The sequence below is a fragment of the Bacterioplanoides sp. genome (genome assembly GCF_965219715.1).
Classification (GTDB): Bacteria; Pseudomonadota; Gammaproteobacteria; order Pseudomonadales; family Oceanobacteraceae; genus Bacterioplanoides.
The window spans coordinates 1,307,122-1,326,532 of sequence record NZ_OZ244785.1; the positions used below are offsets into that span (position 1 = coordinate 1,307,122).

Annotated in this window: 19 protein-coding genes and 3 tRNA genes; 9 read left to right on the forward strand and 13 right to left on the reverse strand. The window is 48.9% G+C overall.

Annotation, left to right across the window (positions count from 1 at the left end):
• The first annotated feature begins 14 nt into the window (after positions 1 to 14).
• Positions 15 to 350, forward strand: a complete 336-nt coding sequence (locus ACOQOZ_RS06470; protein WP_420591458.1) for a glutaredoxin domain-containing protein — start codon at positions 15 to 17, stop codon at positions 348 to 350.
• A gap of 21 nt (positions 351 to 371) precedes the next feature.
• Here the strand turns inward: ACOQOZ_RS06470 and ACOQOZ_RS06475 are convergent, their stop codons facing one another.
• The 3 genes from ACOQOZ_RS06475 to ACOQOZ_RS06485 all read right to left on the reverse strand — a co-directional run bounded on the left by ACOQOZ_RS06475 (position 372) and on the right by ACOQOZ_RS06485 (position 3,015).
• Positions 372 to 1,577, reverse strand: coding sequence for a hypothetical protein (locus ACOQOZ_RS06475; protein WP_420591459.1), 1,206 nt, complete (start codon positions 1,575 to 1,577; stop codon positions 372 to 374).
• A 142-nt stretch (positions 1,578 to 1,719) separates the two neighbouring features.
• Positions 1,720 to 2,391, reverse strand: a complete 672-nt coding sequence (locus ACOQOZ_RS06480; RefSeq protein WP_420591460.1) for a glutathione S-transferase family protein — start codon at positions 2,389 to 2,391, stop codon at positions 1,720 to 1,722.
• 12 nt (positions 2,392 to 2,403) lie between these two features.
• Entirely contained in the window at positions 2,404 to 3,015 is a 612-nt protein-coding gene (locus ACOQOZ_RS06485) for a glutathione S-transferase family protein (RefSeq protein WP_420591461.1), read from the reverse strand.
• Positions 3,016 to 3,229: 214 nt separating this feature from the next.
• Between ACOQOZ_RS06485 and ACOQOZ_RS06490 the strand changes: the two genes are divergently transcribed.
• The gene (locus tag ACOQOZ_RS06490) at positions 3,230 to 4,249 is read left to right on the forward strand and encodes a DUF2860 family protein (RefSeq protein WP_420591462.1); all 1,020 of its coding nucleotides are present in this window, start codon (positions 3,230 to 3,232) and stop codon (positions 4,247 to 4,249) included.
• A 43-nt stretch (positions 4,250 to 4,292) separates the two neighbouring features.
• On the opposite strand, the gene ACOQOZ_RS06495 is transcribed toward ACOQOZ_RS06490, so the two are convergent.
• Together ACOQOZ_RS06495 and ACOQOZ_RS06500 are read right to left on the reverse strand one after the other, a co-directional pair.
• Complete coding sequence (locus ACOQOZ_RS06495; protein WP_420591463.1) at positions 4,293 to 5,411, reverse strand: putative solute-binding protein; 1,119 nt, start codon at positions 5,409 to 5,411, stop codon at positions 4,293 to 4,295.
• 22 nt (positions 5,412 to 5,433) lie between these two features.
• On the reverse strand, positions 5,434 to 6,705 hold the full coding sequence (locus ACOQOZ_RS06500) for a glycosyltransferase (RefSeq protein ID WP_420591464.1): 1,272 nt from the start codon (positions 6,703 to 6,705) through the stop codon (positions 5,434 to 5,436).
• 171 nt (positions 6,706 to 6,876) lie between these two features.
• Between ACOQOZ_RS06500 and ACOQOZ_RS06505 the strand changes: the two genes are divergently transcribed.
• Both ACOQOZ_RS06505 and ACOQOZ_RS06510 read left to right on the forward strand, forming a co-directional pair.
• Positions 6,877 to 7,680 carry a hypothetical protein gene (locus ACOQOZ_RS06505; protein ID WP_420591465.1) on the forward strand — a complete coding sequence of 268 codons (804 nt, stop codon included), beginning with the start codon at positions 6,877 to 6,879 and terminating at the stop codon, positions 7,678 to 7,680.
• A gap of 104 nt (positions 7,681 to 7,784) precedes the next feature.
• A complete protein-coding gene (locus ACOQOZ_RS06510; protein WP_420591466.1) occupies positions 7,785 to 8,351 on the forward strand; it encodes a hypothetical protein in 567 nt (188 codons plus the stop codon).
• 35 nt (positions 8,352 to 8,386) lie between these two features.
• Here the strand turns inward: ACOQOZ_RS06510 and ACOQOZ_RS06515 are convergent, their stop codons facing one another.
• From ACOQOZ_RS06515 to zwf, 7 genes are all read right to left on the reverse strand, one after another.
• Positions 8,387 to 9,289, reverse strand: coding sequence for a DMT family transporter (locus tag ACOQOZ_RS06515; protein WP_420591467.1), 903 nt, complete (start codon positions 9,287 to 9,289; stop codon positions 8,387 to 8,389).
• A 68-nt stretch (positions 9,290 to 9,357) separates the two neighbouring features.
• Positions 9,358 to 9,939, reverse strand: coding sequence for a peroxiredoxin family protein (locus ACOQOZ_RS06520; protein ID WP_420591468.1), 582 nt, complete (start codon positions 9,937 to 9,939; stop codon positions 9,358 to 9,360).
• Between the two features lie 91 nt (positions 9,940 to 10,030).
• Entirely contained in the window at positions 10,031 to 11,794 is a 1,764-nt protein-coding gene (locus ACOQOZ_RS06525) for a sugar phosphorylase (protein WP_420591469.1), read from the reverse strand.
• 42 nt (positions 11,795 to 11,836) lie between these two features.
• Complete coding sequence (eda, locus tag ACOQOZ_RS06530; protein WP_420591470.1) at positions 11,837 to 12,448, reverse strand: bifunctional 4-hydroxy-2-oxoglutarate aldolase/2-dehydro-3-deoxy-phosphogluconate aldolase; 612 nt, start codon at positions 12,446 to 12,448, stop codon at positions 11,837 to 11,839.
• A gap of 31 nt (positions 12,449 to 12,479) precedes the next feature.
• Complete coding sequence (gene edd, locus ACOQOZ_RS06535) at positions 12,480 to 14,288, reverse strand: phosphogluconate dehydratase (RefSeq protein WP_420592400.1); 1,809 nt, start codon at positions 14,286 to 14,288, stop codon at positions 12,480 to 12,482.
• 38 nt (positions 14,289 to 14,326) lie between these two features.
• Positions 14,327 to 15,031 carry a 6-phosphogluconolactonase gene (gene pgl, locus ACOQOZ_RS06540; protein ID WP_420591471.1) on the reverse strand — a complete coding sequence of 235 codons (705 nt, stop codon included), beginning with the start codon at positions 15,029 to 15,031 and terminating at the stop codon, positions 14,327 to 14,329.
• On the reverse strand, positions 15,024 to 16,490 hold the full coding sequence (gene zwf, locus ACOQOZ_RS06545; RefSeq protein ID WP_420591472.1) for a glucose-6-phosphate dehydrogenase: 1,467 nt from the start codon (positions 16,488 to 16,490) through the stop codon (positions 15,024 to 15,026). Before zwf ends, pgl begins: the two co-directional genes overlap by 8 nt.
• Before the next feature lie 319 nt (positions 16,491 to 16,809).
• Between zwf and galU the strand changes: the two genes are divergently transcribed.
• The 5 genes from galU to ACOQOZ_RS06570 all read left to right on the forward strand — a co-directional run bounded on the left by galU (position 16,810) and on the right by ACOQOZ_RS06570 (position 18,467).
• Complete coding sequence (gene galU / locus ACOQOZ_RS06550; RefSeq protein WP_420591473.1) at positions 16,810 to 17,649, forward strand: UTP--glucose-1-phosphate uridylyltransferase GalU; 840 nt, start codon at positions 16,810 to 16,812, stop codon at positions 17,647 to 17,649.
• A 161-nt stretch (positions 17,650 to 17,810) separates the two neighbouring features.
• A tRNA-Asn gene (locus tag ACOQOZ_RS06555) sits at positions 17,811 to 17,886 on the forward strand.
• 37 nt (positions 17,887 to 17,923) lie between these two features.
• A tRNA-Pro gene (locus tag ACOQOZ_RS06560) sits at positions 17,924 to 18,000 on the forward strand.
• Between the two features lie 35 nt (positions 18,001 to 18,035).
• Positions 18,036 to 18,111: transfer RNA gene (locus ACOQOZ_RS06565), tRNA-Asn, on the forward strand.
• A gap of 125 nt (positions 18,112 to 18,236) precedes the next feature.
• Complete coding sequence (locus ACOQOZ_RS06570; RefSeq protein ID WP_420591474.1) at positions 18,237 to 18,467, forward strand: hypothetical protein; 231 nt, start codon at positions 18,237 to 18,239, stop codon at positions 18,465 to 18,467.
• Positions 18,468 to 18,529: 62 nt separating this feature from the next.
• On the opposite strand, the gene ACOQOZ_RS06575 is transcribed toward ACOQOZ_RS06570, so the two are convergent.
• Positions 18,530 to 19,195, reverse strand: a complete 666-nt coding sequence (locus ACOQOZ_RS06575; RefSeq protein WP_420592401.1) for an FKBP-type peptidyl-prolyl cis-trans isomerase — start codon at positions 19,193 to 19,195, stop codon at positions 18,530 to 18,532.
• Positions 19,196 to 19,411: the final 216 nt, after the last annotated feature.

Here is a 19,411-nt window from a genome sequence, read left to right on the forward strand (position 1 = left end):
CAGGGGAAAAATTTATGAAAAAGTTAATCATTCTCGCTCTGGTGCTGGCCATCTATCAAAAATGGGACGTTATCGATTCCTATCTGAATCCACCGCCGGACTTCGCTGCGTTGCACGATGGCAAGGCCATTCTTTACGCCACCAGCTGGTGTGGTTACTGCCAGAAAGCCCGAGAGTTAATGCGCCGTAATGGCATCGCTTTTCACGAATACGATTTAGAAAAATCTCAGGAAGGAGTTCGTCAATACAAAGCGCTAGGTGGCCAGGGGCCGGTTCCGCTACTACTGATTAATGGCAAAGTGATTAAAGGTTATAACGAAGAGAAAATTCTGGATTATTCCGGCAGTTAATCCAATGAAGTCTCTGAAAATTTACGGTTTAAAATTCTGATCCTGGCGTAACTGATTATGCTCTGACTGTTCGGTACTATGCGCCGTACCATTTGCCACAGTCGGCGTCAGCTGCGCACTGATGACTTCATCCAATCGATAATGACTGCTTTGTAGCTGGCCGTTCTGATGCACCTCACGAACGCTTTCATCACGGGTCCAGAGGTAATTGTAAACCGCCTGCCGCTGAGCACTTTCGTATTGCATTTTCAGACTGCGATTCTGAGACGATAAATTGGATTCACTTTCTTCATCATAAGCACTGTGACTGATCTGGCGAATCTGCATCGCCAGTTCGTAATTTTCATCACTGCTGGCCTGCCCTCTGATATGACGCTGCGATGAGAATTCACCGTTAAAATCGGGTAATCCGTTAATCGCCTTTTCACTGACATTGGCGCGAATCGCTTTACCCAGAAAATCACGCGAATCCCGCGCACTGGCACCCAAATCCTGCAACAGCTGATGGCCCTGATTGGCCGTTTCAAATAAAGCACGCAAACCGGATTTAAAAAACGATCCAGCCAGTTTTTGTTCACGCTGATCAGCAATCACAGATAAGGCCTGATCAACCTGGTCAAACAACCAGCCATAGCTCAGACCACCATATGATCTGACGTCATCTCTGGATTGTTTGCTTAACTTAAAGTTGTGCTGATCTTCCGTGCCTTTATTTCTGTCGTAACGGTACAACTCAGCCTCAATGCGTTTATCCGCATCATCACCGATTTTATCGAACTCCAGAATCTGCTTTTGACGGCCATCATCCTGATACAGGTCCAGATCGATATCGCCGATACCATCGAGATTGGAGAAGTCGAATAGACCGCTCTGCCCGGCTATTTTCTCATCGGAACGAAACAATTGATTAACCGATTTACCCAGCTCAGATAAAAACTGCTGCAGTTTATCTTCATCAGCTTCTGATAACGGAGAGTCCGTAACCAGCGACATATCCGACAAGCCACCGGTTTGATTGATACGCACCTCCAGATCGATCTCCTGACCGGAGCTGAGACTCAGGCTGAGTCGCAGCCCACTGCCAACGGCGCTCTGTTTATTAAGGGAAGGCAATTCCGAATCGGCGTTATCTTGTTGCGGGCGATCTGATGGAGCAGCAGGCCGCAATGCCGGTCGCTCGGCCAGCTGGTATAGCACTGTGCTCAGATTTGTGGAGTCAATCGACATAATGCCGCCGCGCAATACAGGATATGCATTGCGTATCGGCAGCATTATCAGGAAATTTAATAACAGATTGTTATATCAATTAGAATTGTAATCAGCGACGAAATACGAGGCGATTAACACTCTGACAGAACACTCATCTCCGTTACTTCTGAATCATGCTCTGGCCACCCTTCACTACATCTTCAGGCTTTGCACGGGGTGGTGTATCGATGCCCTTTTGCACAGCAGGACGGGCCTTAATCCGCTCAATCCACCCCTTCAGGTTGTTAAGGCCATCAATATCAATACCGGACCATTCATGAGTATGAGCCCAGCACCAATTGGCGATATCAGCAATGCTGTAGTCGCCACGGTCTTTACCCACCAGATAATCACGCCCTTCCAGAGCGTTGTCGAGCACGGTCAATAAACGACGGCCTTCGTTCTGGTAACGCTCAATCGCTGGCTGAATTTTCTCCGGGAAATAGCGGAAAAACACGTTCGCCTGCCCCATCATTGGCCCAACGCCCCCCATCTGGAACATCAACCACTGCTGAATCTGCGAGCGTTCCTTAGCATTGTTGCCGTACAACTGACCGCTGCGTTCAGCCAGGTACAGCATAATGGCACCGGATTCAAACACTGCAAAATCATCGTTTGCAGTATCCACAATGGCTGGAATCCGGCCATTGGGATTTAACGCCAGAAACCACGCTTCTTTTTGCTCGGCCGCGCCGAGATTCACGGGCTTAAGCTCATAGGGAATGGCTAACTCTTCCAGTAACACACTGGCTTTCCAGCCATTCGGAGTTGCTGCGGTATAAAGCTGAATCATAAATGCCTCCGGTCAGGCTGAATAAGATGGGCGCTGTTTCATCAGTTCGTACCAACGCAGAATATTGGGGTGCTCTTCACCCGGGCGTAATTTAATCACCTTAGCGAAATCAAGCGTCACCACTGCAGTGATATCCGCTGCAGAAAACTCCTCACCAGCTACATAAGTAGATTCCGCCAGGCGTTGTTCAAGAATGGTAAAAAATGCGGCGGCATTATTGCGCGCTTCGCCCGCCCACTCCGGCACAGGTGTCATACGATCTTTAAAAATTCCGGAACCATGCTGAAAGCTCTGGAATACAGGCACCAGGAAAGCAAACTCAATTCGACGATCCCACATTTCAATCATCGCTTTTTCAACCGCTGTTTCACCCAGCAACGGCTTACCATAGCAGGTTTCTTCCAGGTATCGATAAATAGCGGCGGCCTCACTGATACAAGTGCCATCATCCAGTTCCAGCACCGGTACTTTTTTCAGAGGGTTCTTAGTGGCAAATTCTTCGTTCAGATTGTCGCCTTTGGGCAGGTCAAACTTAATGGTTTCGACATCGCTCAGGCCTTTCTCCGCCATAAATAGTCGTACACGACGCGGGCTCGGCGCATAATCAGCATCATACAGTTTCATCAGGATCGTCCTAGCGTGATTATTGTTATTTCATCGGATTCACAGGTTGCGACAGCGGGGATTTTCGGTCAAGCCCGGAACATTGTTTTCCAACAATCACCTTTCACGGTTGTGTCAGTAATTTTTAAAGAAATTCCTTGTTCAGCTCAGTTTCAGTTAACTGCGCTTAAGGTGGCTATCACATATTCAGCAAATTTCACCAAGGGCACCAATAATGCGAAAACCTCACCTGTTCAGTCTGATGATTGCCATCGCAACACCCATTACCAGTCTCAGCCTGCCCGCGGAATATAACCAGGAAGATGGGCTTCATGGTGAAATTCAGTTATTGCTGGGAGGCCTGGAAGCGCGCGGGAAAGACATTGTGGCCCCCGGTAATGAGCGCCTGACCTCTGCCAGTGCTCAGGATCTGAGCCAGCGCGGCGAAAGTTTTGACAGCGGCTTTATCCTGCCCAACATCGAGCTTGGATATTTATTTAACCAGGGGCAGAACGAGGTCTTCTGGCGCAGTAATTCCGAGCCGACCTCAGAGTTCATAACCCACAGCGAAATTGGCTTTTCTCACCAGTTTTATTCCGGCATAAACGCCAGCCTGATCATTAGTCCGGCAGCATTGGGGAATGGCACCACAGTTTGGCAAGATCCATTCGCCACGGGTAATAAGCGCAAAGCAACACAGGCCGAAACCAACGGTTTCGGTATTGATATTGATTACTTACTCGACGGCAGTTTATCGCTGAGTTATCGCTACAACAATACTCAGGTTAAAAAGGAGCGCGCGGGGCAAAGTCTCAATAACCTGACAAAAGCGCAACAGAGACAATTGGAACGAGATAACACCAGCCACTACCTTGCGGCTGAACTGACTTATATGATGTCGCCGCAAACCTATCTGATCAGCGATATTCATTACACTCAGCAACAGGGGAAACAAGACAGCATGGATGCCAGCCTGCCAGGCGTTAACTTAAGCCTGTATCACTTTAATTATGAGCGGGAATATTATGCGAAATTGGGATACCGCAACAACCGTTATCAGAACAACCACGTGGTATTTAATAAAAAGCGCAATGACGAAGATATTAATTTTACTGCTGGCATTCGCTTCCATCAGCTCATCGGAAATAAATGGATGCTCGATGCATTAGTCAGTTGTGGAGAGAATAATTCGAATGTCGATTTTTACGATAAAGAATACTATCTGCTCGCTTTGGGTGTCAGCCGGGAATTCTGACCCGGCTGCAATAATTTTAAATAACAGCTATTAGCAATAACACCTACTCCTTGGGCTGTGCACACTCGAAGTGAGACGGCTCGAATTTGCAGCGCACTTTGCGCTGCAGTCGCAACATATCACCATCATAATAACCACGGTCACGTAACTGAACCCGGGCTTCCTGCATCATCACTTCGTACTCTGATTTTTCTTCCGCTGAAATCGGAATCCATAATTCGTCGTCAATGGCTCCGGTTTGTTGTTCAACCACACGTTCAATTTCGGCAAATCGTGCGTAAAAATCTTCCCTTACTAACTGAGCAATCTCTGTTGGAAACTTATCTTTACGGCCAATCAGCTGCAGTGTCAGCTGGGAAAACGGATAATTAACAATACCACCCGTCTCTCCCATTCCGCGGTACAACTCCATTACCCGATAAGCGACCAGAGGTGCGGGTAAAACATCCACTGCCCCGTTATTAAATTTGCTCCCAGCGCTAACTACACTGGTGGGCACCGGGTTAGCACCCAGCTGCAATATCATTTCCGCCTGAATCGGCTCATAGTCCATCACAGCGACTTTTTTACCGGCGGCTTTGGGCAAGCTGGAAATGGTTTTGTCATTGACAAAAATATATGCTGCGCCCATCGGCGCAAAGCCCATAACAACAAAGTTTCCCTGTTCCATACGTTCGGCATTTTTAGCATTTACCAGTACTTTCATCAGCAGGTTCATATGCTTAGACGAGGGGATGGCACCAATCGCATCAATTGTCCCGGTGAACTTATTAAAAGTTCGTGCACGGATACCGGTGAACAGTGCGGCATCACACTGGCCTGCTTTCAAATCTTCCGACAGCACACTTTCACTGGTATAAGCTTCGATTTCCAGTTCGACCCCAAGCTCCAGCATACGTGCCCGCTGATCAACCGCAGAGTTATAAATCGGACCATTACGCCCGAGAATATCCCACACGCAAATTTTCCGGGCCGGTATCTTTCCATCAACCAGTAAATCCGCATGCAGTTGCCGCATGGCTTCAATACGTTGCTCCTGGCTCAGCTTAGGATTCATGGCCCGCTGCTTTAATACATCGGAGTCAGTGGGTTTCGCCATCGAAGTGAACGACAAAATGCTGCTGAGCAACAGCAGAGATGTAAGAATACGTTGCGGTTTCATATTGTTATTATTTTCCGTGTGTTTATTGACTCGGGCCTGAGCCGTTTTGTAACTGGTTTTTAGCCTCGATCCACTGCGACATATATTGGCTGCTTTTCAGGCTGTGATGACGCATCATACTGCCGTAAAAGTTATTCAGCCGGTGCTGCTGCAGCTGAGCAAGTACCTGCTCTACTTTCTGCGACAGGGTTTGCTGATGTTCAGCGTAGGCAAAGCGCTGACCGATCACATTGGCAGCGGCGTCCGCAGCCTGCTGCCATTTTGGTTGATTGCGATGTAGCTCAACGGCCGCTTCAGCAAACTCCTGTGGTGACCCGGTAACGATTGCGGCTTTTTCAAGCTGATGATCATCGCCATAAATTCCTTCTGCCCCAATGCCGGTGGTGACCGCTGGCGTCTGGCACAATGCGGCATCAATTAATTTCCCTTTCAGGCCTGCACCAAAACGAATAGGTGCCAACATAACCCGGGCATCGGCAACAACCGCCAATGCATCATCTGCCCAGCCTTTTACCAGAAACCCTTGTTTTTCGTTATGCAATTGTGTGGCTTTTTTAGGTGGGTATGCGCCATAAACATGCAATTCCGCCTGGGGTAATTGCGCGCGAATTAACGGCCAGATGGATTCTTTCAGATAACGGACCGCGTCCCAGTTTGGTTCATGACGAAAATTTCCAATCGACACAAAATGCTGACGTTGCTCATACGACTGCAATTCGAAAGGTGCTTTGTCCTGATTCAGCATAAAGGGACAATAATGCAGAATTTCTGCCGGTACATTAAATTGCTGTTGTAATAATGCCATCTCAAATTCTGAAATGGTCAGGGTAATATCACAGCGTAAAATGGCTGCGATTTCACGCTTGGCCATGTCGGAAAAAAGAATGTGGTTCGCTGGCACAGTCACATTCTGCTCACCGGCTTTAATTGCCGCATGCCGCGCATGGCGAAGAAAATGTAAGTCTTCACTATCAAGAATACGCAGGGCATCCGGGCAGTGTTTTTCAACCCGCCAGCCAAACTGCTCTTCCATCATAAAACGGTCAAACATCACAACCTGTGGGTTTAACCTCGCAATAAACTCATCAAAGCTGGAGCTGTTCAGTTCAATTTTTTCTGCCCGAACATCCAACCCAGCCAAATCTTCTGCATGATCACTTTCTTCCGCGGGCGAGGCATAAACAATTCGATAACCCTGCTGCTGGAAGGCTTTCAGAAGTTGCAGCATACGGCTACCCGCCGCAGAGGATTTGGGTTCTGGCCAGACATAGCCAATCACAAGGAGTGTTTTCATCGAAAGTTTTGATACCTGAAGTACTTAACCAAGTAAGAAATACAGTGAGCTTTTCAGCCGCCGTTTACCGGCAAGTTTACATGGATAGAAAAACGGTTGCTGCTTTAATCCAACTGCGGACCAGCACAAATCTATGACACAATAACCGATTCATTGTATCGAGTTACTCCAGTGCTGATTCTTGCCAAAATTCTGGTCACTTTTTTAACCGTTATTCTATTAGCGAAAGTAGCGGAGCGGCTGAGCCCCCGCCATGCAGGATTATTAGCGGGCTTCCCGTTAGGTACTGCCATCGCGCTGTATTTTTTCGGATGGCAGCAAGGCGAACAGTTTGCCGCACAAAGTGCGGTGTACACTCTGCCCGGCCTGGCAGCTGCCATTTGCCTGGCCTGGGGTTACCAGCAAGTCATCCAGCGCAAGCCAACGCTGCGCTTCCTGCCGTTTGCGATTATCTGCGGTCTTGGTTGTTTTCTGCTCGCGGCTGGCATACTGCAACTACTCCCCCAACACAGAGGGCTGAATTTTCTTGTGGTGTTAGCGGCGATCCTGCTGTTCCGAACCCTGTTTAAGTCCATCGAAGAGACCCAGATACAACAGACGCCCCAGGGGATCTGGTCAAATAAATGGCTGACGCTGCTGTTTCGCGCCAGTATTGCCAGTGCCTCCATCCTGCTGATCACAGGCCTGGCGGAACTGCTGGGGCCGGAACGAGCCGGTTTACTGGCGGCTTTCCCGGTGTCGTTTTTCCCTCTGATGCTGATTCTGCATATCAGTTATGGCGCCAGCGTCCTTTCCACCAGTATTAAGCATTACCCTGATGGTATCGGTGCACTGGTTGTCTATTGCCTGGCAGTCAGCAGCCTGTATCCGTTGCTCGGCCTGCATTGGGGTACACTGGCTTCGCTCTTGTGTTCCGTTGCTTACCTGTTGTTGTACGGCCAGCTGAGGGCGCGGCTACATAAGTCAGACACATAAACACGGATTATGGCCAACATTTAAGCCATGCTTATGACCTATAGTCCATTCCCTGTTATTATTCGCGCCGCTGAATTAAACCTGTTAATCATCCGGATTTTGTTATGACTGAACTGACCATCCCTGAAGCCTTACAAGACGCAAAAGAGCTGCTGTCCGACGATGGCTTTGCCAGCAACAATGTTTGGTACCACGGCACCTCATCCGGTCTGACTCAGTCTGTAACCAATCAGGGCCTGGTTGGTGGTGGTGACACCGCTCTGATGAAACGCATGCAAAGCACGCTGCAGACCATTCAGGCACCGGCTTTTACTGCGGAAGACCCGGTATTTCTGACCCAGAGCAAAGAGCTGGCTTACTATTGGGCAGATCAGAAAACCAAAAGCCGTAACCTGTATTTCAGCAATGGCGAAACACCGATTGTGTTTGAAGTAACTCTGAACGAAGAAGAAAACGCTTCCGTCAAAACCGATGCTGGCGGTGCCGCGCTGCTGATGGAGCCAGGCAATGCTTACATCAAACACCTGCAGGAAGTGTACAAGGCCTGCGGTAAGAAACTGGAAGAGATCAATCCATTAAAAGCGGATCGCATGGATTACCTCAACAAGCTGGGCCTGGCTTACAGCGCCAAGCCAATTTCGAAAAAAGCGGTTAAATTGCTGCAAGCCTGATTGCACAGCTTCACCACCGCAGAAAGCCCGCCAGGTTAACCCTTCGCGGGCTTTTTAGTGCCCGACGCTGTTATTTTCTGCACCACAAGACCAGAAATAATAAACAACAAACCAACAAAGGTTGCGGGGTGAATCTGTTCACCCAGAATCTGATTAATAAATATCAACGATAAAAATGGCGATAAAAAGATCAGCGAACTGATGGAGGCCGCCCGGTTGGTCAAGGTCAGTGCTTTTTGCCAGAACAGGAAAGTTACTCCCATTTCAAACAAACCAACATACACGGCCGCCCAAAGCGACTGGCCGATCTGGATTTGCCAGCCATCCCAAACAACAGCAACCAGAACAGCCATTGGCGTCGCCACAAGGAAACCGCACCATAAACTCACCTCAGGACGTTCTTTCCTTCCGGTATTCCAGATCCAGTACAAAGCCCAAACCACGGTACTCAGTAACGCCAACATAACACCACTGAAACTGCTGAACTCCAGCGAAAAAACATGACCCTGAGTGGCAATCACCACAACACCGAGATAAGCCAGCAACAGAGCCGCTATGTCCCGGCGATACAAAGAGTGTCCCAACAAAGGGACTGCCAGCAAACTCATGGTTAACGCCCAGGTGTAATTAATCGCTTGTGCTTGCTGCGCGGGCAATAAATCATACGCCTGAAACAATATCAGATAATAAATCAGTGGATTACTCAGCCCCTGACGCAAATAAAACCACTTAGATTGTTTTAAGGCAGATAACGCGGAAGAGAACTGAGAGGTCAGAAACAAATAGCCGGACAGGAAAATTAATGAGACCAGGCTGGCAATGGCTAATAACCAGCGCGGAGAAAGCTCCACCAGTGCCAACTTAAAAGCGGTGGCAACCGTGGACCAAAGAAATACAGCAATTAAAGCAAATACCAGCGCCTTGCGTTCGGCAGACATAAAATCAGCTCTGAATAAACAAAGCGCCAGTGTAGCAACTTATGAATAAAATGGTCTTAAGACCATTATCATAAACGGCTCTTCACAATATCGATCAACTGCTCGCCGGTTGGACGTTTTTTGTAATCTTCACTGGCATAGAACCAGGCAACTTCCCCACCCTGCTTAATCAGGTACACAGCCGGATGTGGCAGCTGATCGTCGCGGGCAATTCCAAACTCGCTGATTACTTTAGAATCAACATCACTCAGGAAAATAAATCCCTGACCGAACTGTCGACGGGTATTTTTGGCAGCAGCCTGTTGATCCGGGCTAATGGCAATCACCTGAACCCCTTGTTTCTTCAGTTGCGGCAGCACACCCTTGATCGAATCCAGCTGACTCATGCAGAACGGGCACCAGTCACCGCGATAAAACAGCAAAAGTACCGGTTGTTCGCTATTAACATCTGCCAGGCTAACCGCAGTGCCGTCGGAATCCGGTAGCGTAAATGTTGGCGCAGGCTTCCCCACCTTCACCGGGCTTTCTGCCAGATCTGAGTACGACGTTTGCTTAAGTTTATCGTCGTCTGTTGCGCTGATATCCAGAAAGCTGCAACCGGTTAGCAATAAAATACTGGCGCTGAATGCGGCGAGCAGCGTTCTTGTCATTGTTTTCATCATGCGGATTCTCATGTTTGTTTTACAACTCTAAACAGATTGTAGACGTTGCCCGTCAATATAAGTTCCCGCAGGTAACAAATTAATCTTTTTCAGCTAACCAGACACTCTGATAAGGCGCCAGCAACAATTCATGATCAATCACATCTCCCTGCGGCTGCAATAGATCCCTCAGGCCGTGCGGCAGGAAACCTAAACTGGCCAGTGGCAATTTCAGAATACGCTCTGTCACATTAGAGATGGCATAGATGATCTGCGATTTATCACAGGCTGTACGTTTAATAATAAACAGGTCGGAATTAATCTTAATCACTTGCTGACGTGCCTGGGGATGAAATGCTGCCTGCTGCCGCCGTATCGAGATCATTCGCCGTAATTCTGTAAATACTTCAGCTTGGGGAGTGACCGGGTTATTGAGCAAACACAGCAGCTCTTCTTCGTCCCAGATTTTGCGATTAATCGAACGCGTGCGCCCGGTTTGTTCGACATGAGCCAGATCATTGGGTGTCGCCGTCAGGCTGTGAATATACACGGCCGGAATTCCTTGCATCGCCAGCATAATCGCCTGTGAGCAGATAAATCTTGGTACCTGAAAATGGTCCACTCCACGCCGCGTTCCCATACAGGCGTCGAACAACGTAATGTTAATTTCATACGGACTTTCAGAGCCATCGAAATTGGCTTTCATGCTCACGAAACCGCCAAAACGGTGCATACAATCAATCAGATCCTGAACTTCGCGCTCCGGCAGAATTCCCTCAACCGGACGCACACCAATACCATCATGGGAAGCGGTAAAGTTCAGGTAAGTACAGCCGGACGGCAACTTCGGAATGCTCAGCGCCCAGTCGGTCAGGAAGCTGGAATTTCCCCGGTTAAGTGCGTGCAACACCAATGGCGGTAAGCCAAACTGATACACCATATGCGCTTCGTCAGAGTTGCCGAAATAACTCAGATTTTCTTTCACCGGTACGTTGGTTTCCGTAATCAACACAACATCGGGTGCAACAAAGTCGAGAATATCCCGCAGCAGCTTGACCACCTCGTGAGTTTGCGGCAAATGCAAACAAGCAGAGCCAATCTGTTTCCATAAAAAAGCGATGGCATCGAGGCGAATAAAACGGGCACCCTGCTCAAGATACATTAAGAAAATATCAATAAATTCCAGCAGCACTTCCGGATTCGCAAAATTCAGATCAATCTGATCTTCGCTGAAGGTCGCCCATACGTGCTTAATACCGTCATGGGTATGCACCGGTGATAATAACGGTGTATTTCTTGGTCGGGTAACGGCAGATAAATCCAGCGCCGGATCGGCCTCAATAAAATACTGGTTATAGGGAGCACGATTACCAATAAAATCGATAAACCATAGGTTTTCCCGGGAGCAATGATTAATAACCAAGTCAGCCATCAGATCAAATTGTTCGGCAATATCCCGAATGTCCTGCCAGTCTCCCAGATCCGGATTTACCTGACGATAATCAATAACCGAAAAACCATCATCGGAGCTGAATGGGAAAAATGGCAGAATATGAACGCTGTTAACGGTGCCCTGTAGTTGCCGGGTTAAAAACGTATTCAGGGTTGCCAGCGGAGGCTCGGACGCATCTGCTTTACGAATGCTGTCGCCATAGGTGATAAGAATAACGTCATCCTGACTCCAGCGCTGACGATCAGTTGCAGCAGGCTGGAAGGCGATATCCTTTCCTTGATTCTCAACGAATTGCTGGCAACGAGCCAATAATCGCTCACTAATGTGCTGAATTTGTTGAGGAGATTGGTCCGTTGACGAATAGATGCGGGTCAATCGGTGCTGGAAATGTTGAAAAGCAGCTTGCGACATAAGTTCTCCTTGTACGCCAGCCGCTTGGTATGAAATGTCGAATCAGCTGGCAATCGCTAATGCTGTTAATGCTTGCCAGTTTTGTGCCGAAACCGCTTCTTTAGGCGTCAACCAACTGCCTCCCACCGCAAAGACATTACTCTGTGACATGTAGCGGCGGTAATTATCGCTGCCTACGCCGCCGGTCGGACAAAACTGAACATCATAAAAAGGGCCGGATAATGCATTCAGCATATCAATGCCACCCGCTGCACCTGCCGGAAAAAACTTCTGATATTTAAATCCGGCATTGCGCGCCTGCATGACCTCACTTGGGGTTGCCACGCCGGGCAAATACGCTCCGCCCCAGTTGCGGGCACAATCGAGTAACTCCTGCGATATTCCGGGGCTTACGGCGAACTCGGCGCCCATATTCAGTGCATCTTCGAGCTGACGGGCATTAGTTACCGTACCAACACCCACAATGGCATCGGCAACCTCTCGTTTTATCAGGCGAATGGCTTCCAGACCATGCTCGGTGCGCAAAGTGACTTCCAGCAAACGTACACCGCCATCCACCAGGGCCTGCGCCATCGGTACAGCATCATCAAGGTCATTAATAACAATCACAGGCACCAGAGGTTTGGCACGTTCCAACCATAAATCCCATTTCATCGTTTGTCCTCCACGTTCCCGTAAGTGTTGATTAAAAATCGATACTGATGGCACCGTGCTCCGCCGAGCCAACATTTGTACGAAACATCTGAAATAGTTCGCGCCCAAGACCCACCGCTTTTTCTGCCGGAGGAATGTCCAATACCCGCTCGGAAAACCCCGGATCCAGGACACTGAGTTCGCCCGAATGACCATCAAGGCGGATCAGATCCCCATCCCGGATCGCTGCAATATAACCACCCGCACAAGCCTCCGGCGACAAATGAATCGCTGCCGGAACTTTACCGGACGCGCCCGATAAACGACCATCCGTTACCAGCGCCACCTGAAAACCGGCTTCCTGTAAATTTGTCAGAGCAGGCGTTAATTTATGCAGCTCCGGCATGCCATTGGCTTTTGGCCCTTGCTGCTTTAATACCACCACAACATCGCCATTTAGCTCATCATTCTTATATGCCTGAAGTACCGCGTTCTGATCGGTAAATACCCGCGCAGGCGCTTCAATCACCCAGCGATCGTCCGGCACTGCGGACACTTTCATGATGGCGTTGCCAAGGTTGCCACTTACCAGCTTCATCCCGCCTTCGCGCATAAAAGGCGCATGGGCGGGCGCCAGCACTGTCAGATCAAGGCTTTCGCTAACAACAGGACGCCACTGCAACTGATCATGTTCATCCACATAAGGCTCCTGAAAGTAATGCGCTAAGCCTTTACCCATGATGGTGTTCACATCGGTATGTAATAACCCGGCATAAGCCAGTTCACGCATCAGAAAACCCATGCCACCACTGCGTTGGAAAGCATTAATATCGGCCGCGCCATTGGGATACACCCGCGCCAGCAATGGCACAACATTCGATAGGTCTGCCATGTCCTGCCAGGTCAATTGAATACCGGCCATCCTGGCGATCGCAATCAAATGAATGCTGTGGTTGGTCGAGCCACCAGTAGCGAGTAAGCCAACAACGGCATTGATCAGGGTCCGCTCATCCACCAATTGACCGACCGGTAAAAAGTCGGCTTCAAGTGCCGTTTGCTGCGCAACCTTCAATGACGCTTCGGCTGTCAGTTTTGCGCGCAGCGGATCATTTGGGTTTACGAACGAAGAGCCCGGCAATTGCAGCCCCATCATCTCCATCAGCATCTGATTGGAGTTCGCTGTCCCATAAAACGTGCAGGTCCCTTGTGAATGGTACGAAGCCATTTCACTGTCGAGTAATTCCTCTTTACCAACGTTTCCGGCAGCAAATGCCTGACGGGTTCTGGCTTTGTCGGAGTTACTGATACCGGAAGGCATTGGCCCGGCAGGGACAAACACGGCAGGAATATGGCCAAAACGTAATGCCGCCATTAATAAGCCCGGCACAATTTTATCGCAGATCCCCAGCATCAAAACGCCATCAAAAACCTGGTGCGACAAACCAATCGCAGCACTCATGGCAATAACATCACGGCTGAACAGAGATAACTCCATGCCATCCTGCCCCTGGGTAACACCATCACACATCGCAGGGACACCAGCAGCGACCTGAGCAGCATGACCTGCAATAGCTAAGGTGGTTTTAATCTGTTGCGGGTAATCGCGATAGGGAGCGTGGGCGGATAACACATCGTTGTAAGAATTAACGATGGCGATATTGGCGGCCCGATGATCGGCCTTCAGAATCAGTTTGGTTGCGTCGGTTTCGGCAGCGAAGTCATGAGCCAGATTGGTACAACTTAAACTGTTACGCACCGGCCCCTGGGCAACCGCCTGCTGAATCTGTTGCAGGTACTGTTGACGGCTATCGCGACTGCGCTTGATAAGTCGTTCAGTAACCTGTTTAACAACCGGATGAATCTCAGCCGGTAAGGAATCAACAGTACGGTTTTCTGACATTAAGCACTCCGATAGATATTCACCGGTACCTGGCTCTGGAATAACACAGAGCGCACCGGCATCTGTTCTAAATTATGTTTTTCGTGTTCGTGACAAACCTGCTCAAACACCTGATTTTTGTCTTCGCCTTCAAAATGCAGGTAGATGTTCTTCGAACGTAACACCAGAGACAAAGACATGGTCATACGCTGCGGAAAGTCCGGTGCGTCCATCACAGCACAACAGCAAGCCGCTGCCTGCTCATCAAGACAGGCCGTTAACGCTTCCGATTCAGGGAACCAGGAGGCAGTATGGCCGTCCAGCCCCATTCCCAGCACCACAATGTCCAGCTCATCGATCTGCTCATGCAGTCGGTTTTCGCTGGTCATTAATCCTTCTGCGGCTGTGGCTTCTGTGTTTTTCAGAGGCACAAAATACGCCAGCGTCGCGTTATTGATCAGCAGGTTATCTTTGACCAGTTTGGCATTACTGGCTTCGTCGCTGTCTTCAACCCAGCGGTCATCGACCAGAGTCACCAGAACTTTGGCCCAGTCGAGTTCCTGTTGTGACAATTTCTGGAAGAACAATGCCGGCGTTTTACCACCACTAACTGCCAGCGAAACTTTGCCACGCTCTTCGATTACTGCCCGCATTTTGCCTGCGACTGAATCTGCGAGTTGTTGAGCAAGTGTTTCTGTATCAGAAAAACGATTGTCGTTAATCATTTGTTTCGTCCCATAATCGACCATCTTTGGCTAGTAACAGGGTAGCGGCTGCCGGCCCCCAACTGCCAGAAGTATATGGCTCCGGCCTTTGATCCAGGTCGTGCCAAAAAGTTAAAATCGGGTCCACCCAACGCCAGGCTTCCATTAACTCATCGTCCCGTAAAAATAATGTGGCGTTGCTGACCAAAACGTCAAACAATAACCTTTCATAAGCTTCAGGTACACGAGTTTGTTTATGATCGGCCGGATTCAGGCTTAAATTCATCGGCCGGACGTTCATTCCCGGCCCTACCCGCTTTTCACACAACATTAACCTTACACCTTCGTCGGGTTGTAAACGAAACACCAACTTATTGGCCATGGTGTTTTTATGCTGCAACGGGAATATAGAGTGCGGAATTTCCTTAAAGTGCACCACAATTTCACAGGCACGTTCCGCCAGGCGTTTTCCGGTGCGTAAATAAAATGGCACTCCAGCCCAACGCCAGTTATCGATTTCGACCTTAATCGCAACAAATGTTTCCGTCGCACTTTTACGGCCAACACCAGGTTCATCTCGATACCTGGGTACCGGTTGCCCCTCAGATACACCGGCATCATATTGGCCACGTACAACTTTATCGTTGATACCTTCACCCACAATGGCTTTTAACGAACGCAGTACTTTGACCTTTTCATCGCGAATGGCGTCAGGCTCCAGACTTGCCGGCGGCTCCATTGCGGTAATACACAGCAACTGCAGCAGGTGATTCTGAAACATATCGCGCATGGCACCAACATGGTCATAAAATCCGGCGCGCTGCTCGACCCCTAATGATTCGGAGATGGTGATCTGAATGTGATCAATGTATTTATGATTCCACTGGTGTTCGAACAAAGAATTGGCAAAACGTAACACCAGCAAATTCTGAACGGTTTCTTTTCCGAGATAATGATCAATACGGTAAATCTGCTCTTCATTAAAGAAACGCGCCACGGCTTCATTAATCGCCCGAGCGGAGTCGTAGTCGTGACCAATGGGTTTTTCCATCACCACCTTGGCGGCCGGATGAATCAAACCGGCGCCATCCAGACCGGAACAAATAGGTGTATAAAGATCAGAGCCAGTCGCCAGGTAAAATACCCGGTTGTCACAATCAGGCGTCAACGTTTCCTGCGCCAATGACTGAAACGTACTGGCATCTGCCAGATCGATGGTGTGACAAACAAGATAAGCTGAAAATGAGGCCCATAAGTCTTCGCTGAAATATCTGGCTTTTAAATGCTGCTTTAAAGCCTGCTTAATGCCATTCAGAAAGCGCTCAGGAGTCAGTGTACTGCGAGTGATCAAAACAATCCGGCCATCTTGCGGCAAACGGCCATCACTGTGCAGCATATACATAGCAGGCAGCAATTTACGCTGTGATAAATCTCCAAGCCCACCAAAGATAACTAGTTCGAATGGTGCTTCGATGTGCATATCACCTTTCCTCGTGTGCACTTTCAGTGCGTTCTCTGCAATTTACAGCGGCATCCATGATTTAACTGTATGCCTAAAAACTGATTTAAGCATCATTTGTACCGTCACTGGCCCGTTATCATCAACTTTAACCGGCAGCGGGCACTGAACTTGCTAAATCTCAACCAACGCTGATCAGTTTGCTGGAATTCGTCATAAAAAATTGCTCTTGCTGACGTATTACTGCAACAAATCTGACATAATCTGCCACCTTTCGATCAGAGGCATACATTCTCGTCTGATCAGCTCGATTTACATTCAAGACAAAGGATTGGATCACATGATTCGCAAGTGTTTATTCCCTGTTGCCGGTTACGGTACCCGTTTCCTGCCAGCCACCAAATCCATGCCCAAAGAAATGCTGCCCGTGGTAAACAAGCCACTGGTGCAATACGGCGTTGAAGAAGCCGACCAGGCTGGTCTGACGACCATTGGTTTCGTAACCGGCCGTGGTAAACGCGCCATCGCCGACCACTTCGACATCAGCTACGAGCTGGAACATCAGATTCAGGGCACCAGTAAGGAGCCTCTGTTGTCATCGATTCGTGACCTGATCGAGAAAAACGATTTCGCGTTTACCCGCCAGAACCACATGATGGGCCTGGGCCACGCAATTCTGTCTGGCCGTAACCTGATGGGTGACGAGCCATTTGGCGTGGTGCTGGCCGATGACCTGTGTGTCGCAGGCGAAGATGGCGAAGGCGTACTGTCTCAGATGGTTAAAATCTACAATCAGTTCCGCTGTTCAGTGGTAGCAATTCAGGAAGTGCCGGAAGATCAGGTTCACAAGTACGGTGTTATTGCCGGAGAAGACATGGGCAACGGCTTGTTCCGGGTAACCGACATGGTTGAAAAACCCGCCAAAGAAGACGCACCATCCAACCTGGCAATCATTGGTCGTTATATTCTGACGCCTGACATCTTCGATAAGATCGAGCAAACCGAGCCTGGCAAGAACGGCGAAGTACAAATTACCGATGCCTTGATGAAACAAGCTCAGGAAGGTTGTGTAATGGCTTATAAGTTCCGTGGTCAGCGTTTCGACTGCGGTTCTATCGAAGGCTTTGTTGACGCAACCAACCACGTGTTCGAAAACGTATATAAGAAAGAAAACCCGTAACCGGGCGAATGGATTGATCAGGGTTCTTCAGCAGACCTGATCAATCCACGATCAATTTCGCTAGTTTTTTGTTTTTGTTAGCTTTTTTTAAATATTCTCAAAGAAAAGTGTTGACGACACGACGCGGACTACATAGAATGCGCCCCGTTGTTGAGAGACATTCCCCGATAGCTCAGTCGGTAGAGCAGTAGACTGTTAATCTATTGGTCGCTGGTTCAAGTCCAGCTCGGGGAGCCAACTTCCTTAACAAGAAGTTGTGAATCTTAACGACAATCGGGGTATAGCGCAGTCTGGTAGCGCGCCTGCTTTGGGAGCAGGATGTCGGGAGTTCGAATCTCTCTACCCCGACCAACAATTTGTTTCGAACACCTTGTGTTCACCTATGTTCCCCGATAGCTCAGTCGGTAGAGCAGTAGACTGTTAATCTATTGGTCGCTGGTTCAAGTCCAGCTCGGGGAGCCACTTCTTTTCTTAATCCACAAATTTTTTGATCTGAGTCGTTAAAGCGACAGTCTTAACATTTTCGTCTTTTAATCTTCATACTTTTCCCTTAAAAATGGTTTTTATTTGCCAATGAGAATCCGGCCGTGCATTCCGTCGCAAAAACCATTCAATACCCACTACTCTGCTCCGATTGCGATCGCAATACATCGACCGTTGCTGCCGAATTACTCGACAAGAAACAACTGCTGTGCCGCCACTGCGGCAAGACGATGAAACTAGGAGAAAACCAGCTGAACAGCCTGCGACGCACTCTTACCGATATGGATTGCGCCATGCGCGAGGCAAAAACGACAGAAAAGCCTGTAGAGGCCTGACAACAGACACAAAAAAAGCCGCTGCGTAATCACGTAGCGGCTTTTCTGCAGACTGCCTGAAATTAACCGTTATCAACGATTTCCAGCAGTTCTACTTCAAATACAAGCGGCGAATTAGCCGGGATTTTCGGGCTAGGGCTGCGTGCACCGTAGGCCAGGTCAGCAGGGATAGCCAGCTTCCACTTGTCACCCACTTCCATCATTTGCAGCGCTTCGATCCAGCCTTTGATAACACCATTAACCGGGAATTGAGCAGGCTCACCACGCTCTACCGAGCTATCGAACACAGTGCCATCAGCCAGAGTACCGTGGTAATGAACACGTACAGTGTCGGTTGCCGCAGGCTTAGCCTGATCGCCTTCGCCAGATGCCAGCACTTCGTACTGCAAACCGGATTCAGTCACCTGAACACCGTCACGCTTAGCGTTTTCTGCCAGGAACTCTTCACCCGCCTTTGCAGCTGCATCATTCAGAGCGTCCTGAATACGCTGCTGTTCTTCACGGATTTTAGTGAATGCAGCTTCAATTACAGAGTCGTCGATACGCTGCTCTGCCTGGCTTAATGCATCTTTAATACCGGCTGCAATTGCTTCCGGGTTCATTTCAACTTCTTCACGAGACAGCTGACGACCAATGTTCAGACCCACACCATAACTAGCCTGATCAATATGGTTCTCTAACTTCACTTTTTCCTCCTGACCACAACCGGTCAATAACAGCGCACCCATCATTACCGCGGGAGCAAACTTCATTAATTTCATGGGGGTTTCCTTCACATGATTTTTTTTATAAGGCCTGTACCCTACTACAAGCCCCAAATAATTCCTATGAAAGAAGGGTAAAAGAACGCCAAGTTAAAAGCCTCAGCGCCAAAAACAGAATAAGGCGATACACCAGAATGATTGGTGATGGAAAAACATCTCAAACCGAAACAGAATCAGCCT